The sequence below is a fragment of the Nonomuraea sp. NPDC003754 genome (assembly GCF_053605785.1).
Window position 1 is genome coordinate 17,796 of record NZ_JBSGJX010000067.1, and the last position, 9,213, is coordinate 27,008.

The window sequence follows — 9,213 nt, forward strand, 5'->3', positions numbered from 1 at the left end:
AGAAAGGACCGCCCCATGCAACTCCAGACGGCGTCACCGCAGGCGGATCAGTCGTCGGCCGACCGTACGCTCGGCTTCACCGAGATGAAGAAGTGGCTGCGCCACCGTCACCCGATGATCTACATCGACCGGGTCACCGACCATGAGCCCGGGGTGTTCCTCAGGAGCCTGCTGTCCGTCTCCGGCAACCTCGACGCGATCGCGGGACACTTCCCGGAGCGTGCGATCTACCCGGGCAGTCATCTCATGCAGGCTTTCGCCCAGTCGGGCATCATCCTCTACCTGCTGAGCACCAGGCCGCTGGCCGAGGACGAGCTTACCCTCATCGGCTCTGTCACCGCCCGCTTCACCAAGCCGGTCGTGCCCGGCGACCAGGTCGTCTTCGATGTCCGGGCTGATCGGCTGCGTGGCGACGCGTTCTTCTTCTCGTGTCGCGCGTCCGTCGGCAGCGCGACGGTCGCCGCCTTCAAGGGGACGCTCACCCGGACAACGGTCGCCGCGATGGGCCGGCAGTTGTGGTGAACGCGCCCGTGGTCGTCGTCACCGGGATGGCGTGGACCACGCCGCTCGGGGACGGGCTCGACGAGGTGTGGCGCCGGCTGTGTGCGGGCGCCACCGGCGTCGTCCCGGTCGGCTCGCCGCACCGGCTCCGCACGTCGCTTGCCGGGCAGGTGCCGTGCCCGCCGTATGTGTCCGTGGCTCCGGAAGAACGGCAGATCGCCCTTGCTGTCCGCACGCTGGCCGAGGCCTTCGCTGAGGCTGGAGTCGCGGTGGACGATCCCTCGGTGACGCTTGTGCTCGGCACCAGTTTCGGAGGGCAGCTCGACGCGGAGGAGGAGCCCGAACGGCACTGGACCCAGGAGGTCGCGCGCCGGCTCGGGCATCCGCGTACCGCGCTGTGTGTGACGACTGCCTGCTCTGCGGGAGCCGACAGCCTGCTCGTCGCGGAGGCGCTGCTCCGAAGTGGCAGGGCCGGGATCTGCGTGGCGGGTGGAGCCGACGTGCTGAGCGAGGCCAAGCGCCTGGGCCATTCGGCGCTCGGCACGATGAGCAGGACCGGGCTGCGTGCCTTCGACGCCGGTCATGACGGGATGGTGCTCGGTGAAGGCGCGGGGTTCCTGGTCCTGGAGCTGGAGGAGACGGCTCGAGCCCGGGGCGCTCGCATCCTCGCCCGCCTGGACGGCGTGGGCTCCGCCAACGACGCCACCGGTCTGACCGCTCCCGATCCCACCGGTGACAGCGTGGTCGCCGCGGTGCGCAGATGCCCGGGCGGCACCGGAGACGTCGCCGTGGTGTGCGCCCACGGGACGGGCACCCCTGTCAACGACCAGGTGGAGGCGACCAGCCTGCACGAGCTCTTCGCCGGATCCGAGAGCGATCCGGTCGTCTTCGGGACGAAGGGCGCCCTGGGCCACAGCCTGGGCGCCACCGGCGCGATCGAGGCGATCGCCACCATCCTGGCGCTGCGGCACCGGGCGACGCCGCCGCTCGCGGGACTGGACTCGCCGATGCCTGGCTTCACGCTGCGGCTGGCGGACGGCACGGCGCAGGAGTTGCACGGCGGGGCAGGGCTCAGCCTGACGCTGGGGTTCGGCGGGTTCAACACCTGTGTCCGGTTCTCGCACGGCGAGGGCACGGCGGGAACGGAGAGCAGGTCCGAGGAGCGGAGGGCCGGAGAAGAGGTCACCTGGCCCGGTCTTCCGGCCGTCGCCGGTCATGGTGCAGTCACGGTCGAGGATCCCACCACCCGCTCCGCCAACCGCCCTTCCCTCTACGCCGACCCGGTGGCCTGGTTGACCGCCGCGGCGGTCGAGGCGGCCCTGGGCGAGAGCGGCTGCGGGGAGGACGTGCTCGCCGCCCGGAACGACGTGGCGGTGATCGTGCTCACCGGCAGCCGGCCCCTGCCGACCTCCAGGGCCCTCGCAACTCAGGCGACCACCCGCGGCCGGGTCTCGCCACTGCGCTTCGCCGGCGCCAACCCGGGCATCCTGGCCGGGCTCACCTGCATCCAATGGGGCCTGCGCGGACCGTCGCTGGTCCTCGCGGCGGCCGACGACGGCACCGTCGACACAGCTCTGACGGTCGCGGAGTCGTGGCTCAGCTCCGGCCAAGCCCGCTACGTGATCGCGGTGCGACACCAGGCGCACCCTGAAGGACACACCGCCCGGTGCGCCGTACTGCAGGCCGCCACGGAGCCGGGCACCGATCCCCGCGCCCTCCTGACCGCCCCGATCGCCTCTCTCGCCACGACGGCATGAAGGGAATGCCTCTGATGTCCACCACCAACCACGGACCGCCGCTGGACGTGAGACCGGTCGCCGACTTCCTGGCCAGGTCGGCCGACCTGGCCGCCCGGACATCCCATGAAGGGATCGACGGCACCCTGGACGACCTCGCGAAGCTCGGCCTCGAACCCGGTGACGCGGTCATCATCGCGCTGTCCAACTCCATGCGGACGGTGCGCACGTATCTGGCCGCCCTGCTGCTCGGCTTCGTCCCGATCGCCATCGCCCCCAGGACCCCGCCTGCCCGGACAAGACGGCTCGCGGCCACACTGGGAGCGCGGGCCCTGCTGGCCGCCAGACCGGATCCGGAGAGGTACGGCGCAGCCGCCAGCCATGCCGTCGGCGAAGTTGAGGCGGTGCTGCTCGACGGCGACACGCCGGTCGGCCGGGGCGGGCGAGCGCGACCCGAAGCCGGCACCGCCTCGCCGTACCGGGCCGGGCATGCGCAACCCGACGCCGACGCGGCGCCGCCGTACCGGGCCGGACAGGTGCTCATGTCCACCTCCGGCACCTCCGGAGCCTTCAGCGCCTGCCTGCACCGCGTCGACGCCCTGTTGCGCAACGCCCGCCGCCACGCCGCGGCGGTCGGCATGACAGCTGACGACACCGTGCTGGTCAACCTGCCGCTGTACTACTCGTACGCGATGGTCGCCCAGGTGCTGGCCGCCTATGTCACGGGCGCTCGGATCGTCGTCACCGGGCCGCCCTTCACCCCGGCCGGCTACGAATCGGCCATCGCGGCCCACGGCGTGACCCACTCCTCCATCACCCCGGAACTCGCCCGCAGACTCCTGGCCCACGGTGCCCTGCCGTCACCGGGTCCCCGGGTCATGACCATCGGCGGGGACCAGATCCACCCGGCCCAGGTAGCCCGGCTGCTGGCGGCCAGGCCAGACGGCGAGCTGTACCTCACCTACGGCCTCACCGAGGCGGGCCCGCGCGTCCTGACCCTCGCCGCCCACGCCGAACCGGCCCACCGGCACGCCTCCGTCGGCCTGCCCCTGCCGGGGGTACGGACGTCCCTACGCCCGGAGACCGGCGAACTCCTGGTGGAGTCCGACACCGTGCTGGAGAGGAAGATCGGTGGATCGGCGGCCGCGCGCACCCTGATCGCCCCCGGCCGGATCGCCACCGGCGACGTCTTCACCGTCGACGATGACGGCTACCACTACTTCTGCGGCCGGCTGTCGGACTTCGCGATCATCCGCGGCGAGAAGGTCTCGCTCAGCGGCCTGCGGCAGACCGTCAACGCCATCGCCGGAGTCGTGCGCTGCGTACCGCGGTTGACCGAGGGCGCGGGCGGCGAGAGTGCCCTCGACCTGGAGATCACGGTCACCGACACACGACCGGACACGGAAGCGAGGCTCCGGTCGGAACTCGACTCCCTGCTCCTGCCCGCCGAACGCCCTCGAGCCATCCAGATCGCCACCGCCGACCCTGAGGACTTCCACAAATGACGCTGCTCTTCTGCGTGCCCTACGCCGGCGGATCAGCCCGGGTCTACCGCGGCTGGCAGGAGTGGTTCGCCGACGATGCCGAGGTCGTCCCGCTGGAGCTCGCAGGCCGCGGCACCCGCTCCGCTGAGCCGGTCGCGCCTTCCGTGCGCGCGGCCGCCATGGATCTCGCTCGCCGTGTGCGGGAGAGAGCGGGGGGCGGGCCGTACATCCTGTTCGGGCACAGCATGGGCGGCCTCATCGCCTACGAGATGGCTGCGATCATTGAGGATTCGGCGAGCGACGGGCCGTGCCTGGTGGTCGTCTCCGGGCGCAACCCGCCGCAGACGAGGGCGAACTGGGGGGATGACGCTCTGGAGCTGACCGACCTGGAGCTGTTCGAGGCGCTCCAGACCGTGGGTGGCGTGCCGGCCGGGCTCAGCCCGTCGATCGCCGCCACGCTCTTCGTGCCGCTGATCCGTGCCGACGTGCGCAACACCGTCTCCTACGACTCCGGCTCACCACCGCGCCGGATCTCCGCTCCGTTGCTGGTGATCCAGGGACGGGAGGACCCGCTCGTAGGGCCGGACGCGGGCGCGGGCTGGGCGCACTGCACGCAGCGGGAGTGCACGGTCGTGCGCCACGACGGCAATCACTTCTCGATCTTCGAACGTGTTGGTGAGCTCGCTGAAACGCTGAGGCCGTTCCTGGCGCGCGGGCGGGAGCACTCTGGCGGGTGCACCAAGTGATCGAAATACTGGCCGAAGAGCTGGCCGCGGGTACACCGGTTCAGTACTACCGCATCTATCGATCTGCAGGTTCAGCCGCCGACATCATGATTTGAAACAGCCGCGGCTGACGCTCTGGCTGCTTTAAGCCCTTGCTCACCGAGGTCCGCCACGTTCTGGTACGCCTGTTCGTTCCGACCGCGAACGTCGTCGATTCCGTGCCGGGCCGGCCGTACTTCCGGCTTTGTCCATCAATCCCCGGTACGGATCAGCCACTATCGCCGACGTGGCGAACCCTAATCTAAAGATCTACGAATGCGGCAGGTTCTGGAGTTTCGTCGGACGTCTTCTGCTGATTTTCGCAAACAATTTTCAGGCCATGCATGAGAAGGTCGAGGCCGAATTCGAAGCGCGCGTCGCCGCTACCGGAGAGCAGGGTCTCCGCCATCGCCGTGGTGTGCGGAAAGTGCTGCGGTGGAAGGCTGGAGTAGTAGTCGCCCAGCCGCCGCCAGTGGGCCTCGACGTTGGGCTCGGTCGCACGCCCCCTGCTGAAGTGCTGGCTCACCTCGAGCGCGTCCGCGGTGATGTACAAGGTCAGACGGCCCACCGCCCAGCCGCACTCCTGGTCCGACAGCCCGGCGGCGCGCAGTATGGACAGGAATGCTTCGGCCACCCATACCCCGTTCGGACCGCAGGGCGCGAAGGCGCTGACCAGCCGCGCGATATCCCCGTGCCTGGTCAGCGCCCGCCTGAGCTCGAAGGCGAGTTCCCTCAGCTTCTCCTGCCAGTGCTCGGCGTCAGTCTGTGGGACCGAGACCTCCCCGAACACCATATCGATGAGCAATTCCAGAAGTTCGTTCTTGTTGGCCACGTGCGCGTAGAGGGAGGCCGGCCCCGTCTGCAGGTCGTGGGCGACCCGGCGCATGCTCAAGGCGTCCAAGCCTTCTCTATCGATAATTCGCAGGGCCGTTTTCAGGATGAGATTCCGCGTCAACGGCTCCTTGTCGGGCTCCGGCCTGGCGACGGTCCGCCACGGGGGCGCGGGGATGGCGGGTGGAAGTCTGCGATTTGCCATATGGACTCCTCTATGCCTTGCTAACACGGTACCGGATTGCCACAATTTGGATAGGTCGAACAGCGATCGTAACCAGATCGACTTTCGATCAACCGCAACCGCATCTGGGACGTGGTCCCAGATGCGAGCCCTCACATGCGCCTCTTCAACATTGAATGTCAAAGTCGGCATCAGGCGACATCGCAGTAGAGCGGTGGCGAGGGCTGGTTGCATTGCGGGTAAGCCTGTTGGGTCCATTGCAAGTATTGCGTGATGGGGATTTGGCCACGCCGGCCGTGGGAAACTCAGGAAGTTGCTCAGGCGACGCCGCCGGCAAGCGTCTCCACAACCCCGCAGACCCATATCCACGTGCCGGGAAGAGACCTCAGCTTGGGCCGCTCCCCGTCACTCTGCAGCCCGTCCGCTGAGAGGGCGGAAACCACCCCTACGGCTATCGGCTCGGCCTGTGCCCCGGTGTCGGCATTGAACGCCCGGAGCCAGACGTCGTCGTCGATGACGTACCGCTCGCGGCGGCCGGAATCCTGTGTGCGCCTGACCAGCTCGATCTCCTCGAGGTAGCCGATGGCCTTGGACACCGACGCCGGGCTGACCTGTAGCCGGCGTACGAGCTCGGCGGACGTCGGGCTCCCGGAGTCGGAGGTGAGCAGGCAGACGAACAGGCGAGCGGGCATCCGGGGAAGGCCGGTCCCGACCAGCAGCGTCGCGAACTGCTCCACGAAACCACGCACGATGGCGGGCGGCCGTCCGTCGGCCGGTGACTCCGTGGCCCGAACCGGTCTGCTGCGGCGGGCGCGCTGCCCGGTGGCCTGCTGGGCGCGGCCGGCCAGGTAGCCGCCGGGAGCGCTGTTGCGTGCCACTTCGCGGCTGATCGTGGATGTGGGTCTGCCCTGTGCCGCTCGAATATTGAGTTTCGTGGGCTGAGCTGTGGTTAGGCGGCGTGGTGGTATTCGTTGATCATGCCTGCGACGACGGGTCTTCGGCGGACGGATCGCAGGTCGGCGGTTGCCATTGGTCAAGGACGTGTGATTGCTCGCTGGTTGCTCGTGTGCATGCGGTACGACGCGCCAGGCGTCGTCATGGTCCGGCACGTCGGCAGGGGGGCAATCACGGTCAGAGTGACAGAATGCGGTACGGCGCGGCATCAGACGTCATTGATCAAGCCAACTCATAATCCGTGGGTCGTGGGTTCAAGTCCCACCCGCCCTACTCTTCCATACCGTGTCTGACCTGGGGTTTCACGATTCCCTAGGCTCTCCGCGCGAGTTGTTGATCATGTTTGGTTGCTCGCTGGTTGCTCGCGTGTACGGATCGTGTACATCGGTAGATCGTTTAAGCGGCATCGTCAACTCAGACCCCCGCGACGATCATCAGAAGGCCAAGCCAGAACGCCGCTCAAGGTCGTGACGTCAGCGGCACCCATGCGATCACTCAAGCGTTCTCCAAGCCAGGCTTTCCTGCCAAGTGGGCCATGACCAGGCTGGCCGCAACGGCCCGGGACATCGCAACACAGCCCGCCCGAGATGTGACCGAACTCAACGACCTGCGATCCATGCGCCGACGACTCGTCGTCGCAGGCATGATGCGGGGTGATCAACATGGCGCGGGTCGTGGCGGAGAATGATCTGCCCGACGGGCACGTGCGATTGGACATCGAGTGTCTGGCTCGGATCTTTCGGGTGCCGAAAAAGGTGTAACCCAAAGCGACCTAAGCCTGCACCAGGCGATCGACTGGCTGCTGCTCGCACCATAGGCCCTGTTCGGTTGCGATGGGTGAGGTGAAGCGCGAGGCTGAGCGGGCGGGGTTGGGGACGCACCACGCATGGACGGCGGTACGGCCTTGCAGTGGAACCTGGAACCTGCGGATTAAAAGTCCACAGCTTTATTAGCCCAGCGTGTGCAGCTTTTCTTTCTTCATTTTGATGATTGCGCCACGGTCGGCTGTGTCGGGTCGTGCCGTCGGCTGCTCGCTCATGTCGGTATGTCCTCGTGCCTGTTCCCGCTTTCTGTGGCGTCAGCGGAAATGACCAAATCTTGCCCTGCGCGGCTGTCCGATTTCGGGTCTGGCGGTAGGTATTTGGACTGGTGACAGGAGATCCGTCGTTGACCGTCTGCGGTCGACATCGGTGTGCCCATCCGGATGGGGGCGGTGGTGGTCGTGGAAATCCGGAACGACGATCGGATTGGGCTTGACGGGTGCCGTGGAGGTGGGCGTCGATACATCCCCGCCCGACGCGGCCGCGCACCGGCCCCGGGTGTTGGTGAGGGCGTGCTCGCCTGACCAACGCCTCGGGTTGTGCCCGTGCGCTGTTCGTGTCTGCGCGGGAGAAGACGTCACGGAGTGAAGGGAGACAGGTGATGGCTGACGGCACCACGTATAAGCGGTGCTCCTGCACAGGAGTGGACGGTAAGGAGTTGGGGCAGAAGTGTCCCAAGCTACGGCGCCCTGGCGGGGGCTGGAGTAACCGGCACGGCATCTGGTGCTACCAAATCGAGTTGCCCGCCACCGTGGAGGGAAGGCGCCGGGGCCCGCTGCGCCGTAGTGGCTTCGCCTCCCAGGACGCCGCGAACGCCCAACTGATGCAGGTGCGTGAGCTGCTGGCGTTTGCCGAGCCCAGCGAGGTGCTGGTCCGCAATCAGGTCGCGGATCTGGTCAAGCGGACGCTGGCCGAGACCGGCGTGCTGCCCAGCGTCGAGGTGGTGCGGCGCAGGGTGCGGACCCGGCAGGACCTGACCCAGGACGTGACGGTGGCGCAGTGGCTGGAGGAGTTCCTCAAGCGCAAGCGGAAGATCGAGGAAACGACCCGGCGCTCCTATGAGGGCCACATCCGGCTGTATCTGACGCCGTATCTGGGGCATATCCGGCTGGATCAGCTCAGGGTCGGTGATGTGGCCGGGATGTTCGAGCAGATCGAGGAGTTCAACGACGTCATCGCCGAGCGGCGGGCCAGCGCGGACCGTGAGGTGCGGGCCAGCGTCAAGTATCGGCGTGCGGTCAGCACGGCCACCATGCACCGCATCCGGGCGACGCTTCGGCACGCGCTGAACGCGGCTATCCGCCAGGACCGGCTGATCGACTTCAACCCGGCTGCGGTGCTGGAGATGCCGGCCATTGCCCGGCCCAAGGCGCTGGTATGGACGGGGGACCGGGTCGAGGAATGGCATCGTGAGTTGCGTGACTATCGCACGGCGGAGAGGGCGCGGCGCGGTGGCCGGAGGGTCGATCCGATCGATGCCTATGTCCGGGTGTCGCGTCCGTCGTCGGTGATGGTGTGGACGCCGGAGCAGACTCGGCTGTTTCTGGAGGAGGCCAGGAGACATCGGCTGTTCGCCTTGTATCGGCTGATCACGCTTCGGGGGCTACGACGCGGGGAGGCGTGCGGGTTGCGCTGGAAGGATGTCGATCTCGACGTGGGATCCGCGCGTATCGCCTGGCAACTGGTGCAGCTTGCGGGGCAGATCCACGAGGGCAGGCCCAAGACCGATGCCTCGATGCGTACCATCGCGCTGGATGCCGAGACGGTCGGGATCTTGCGGGCGCACAGGCGGCACCAGCAGGAGGAACGGCTCGCGGCGGGGGAGGCGTGGAAGGAGACCGGCTTTGTGTTCACCCAACCGGATGGGGATCGGCTGCACCCGCAGCACGTGTCCGACCAGTTCTTGTGGTTGGCCTATCTGGCGGGGTTGCCGCCGGT

At 67.9% G+C, this 9,213-nt stretch carries 7 protein-coding genes; 5 read left to right on the top strand and 2 right to left on the bottom strand.

Translation table 11 applies throughout. From position 1 onward, the window contains the following. Positions 1 to 15 precede the first annotated feature (15 nt). The 4 genes from ACWEVS_RS43440 to ACWEVS_RS43455 are packed head-to-tail and all read left to right on the top strand — an operon-like array spanning position 16 to position 4,467. Positions 16 to 522, top strand: coding sequence for a 3-hydroxyacyl-ACP dehydratase FabZ family protein (locus tag ACWEVS_RS43440; RefSeq protein ID WP_452417791.1), 507 nt, complete (start codon positions 16 to 18; stop codon positions 520 to 522). Beyond that, positions 519 to 2,258 carry a beta-ketoacyl synthase N-terminal-like domain-containing protein gene (locus tag ACWEVS_RS43445; protein ID WP_452556777.1) on the top strand — a complete coding sequence of 580 codons (1,740 nt, stop codon included), beginning with the start codon at positions 519 to 521 and terminating at the stop codon, positions 2,256 to 2,258. The genes ACWEVS_RS43440 and ACWEVS_RS43445 overlap by 4 nt, the downstream gene beginning before the upstream one ends. Positions 2,259 to 2,272: 14 nt before the next feature. Further along, positions 2,273 to 3,742 carry a class I adenylate-forming enzyme family protein gene (locus ACWEVS_RS43450; RefSeq protein WP_452556779.1) on the top strand — a complete coding sequence of 490 codons (1,470 nt, stop codon included), beginning with the start codon at positions 2,273 to 2,275 and terminating at the stop codon, positions 3,740 to 3,742. Further along, a complete protein-coding gene (locus ACWEVS_RS43455) occupies positions 3,739 to 4,467 on the top strand; it encodes a thioesterase II family protein (RefSeq protein WP_449930144.1) in 729 nt (242 codons plus the stop codon). Before ACWEVS_RS43450 ends, ACWEVS_RS43455 begins: the two co-directional genes overlap by 4 nt. Before the next feature lie 280 nt (positions 4,468 to 4,747). On the opposite strand, the gene ACWEVS_RS43460 is transcribed toward ACWEVS_RS43455, so the two are convergent. Both ACWEVS_RS43460 and ACWEVS_RS43465 read right to left on the bottom strand, forming a co-directional pair. Beyond that, positions 4,748 to 5,863 (bottom strand): TetR/AcrR family transcriptional regulator, encoded by a 1,116-nt coding sequence (locus ACWEVS_RS43460; protein WP_452556786.1) that lies wholly within the window; start codon positions 5,861 to 5,863, stop codon positions 4,748 to 4,750. Then, complete coding sequence (locus ACWEVS_RS43465; RefSeq protein ID WP_452556782.1) at positions 5,818 to 6,378, bottom strand: GbsR/MarR family transcriptional regulator; 561 nt, start codon at positions 6,376 to 6,378, stop codon at positions 5,818 to 5,820. The genes ACWEVS_RS43460 and ACWEVS_RS43465 overlap by 46 nt, the downstream gene beginning before the upstream one ends. A gap of 1,636 nt (positions 6,379 to 8,014) precedes the next feature. Between ACWEVS_RS43465 and ACWEVS_RS43470 the strand changes: the two genes are divergently transcribed. Further along, a partial coding sequence (locus tag ACWEVS_RS43470) for a tyrosine-type recombinase/integrase (protein ID WP_452556784.1) occupies positions 8,015 to 9,213 on the top strand: 1,199 nt, incomplete at its 3' end.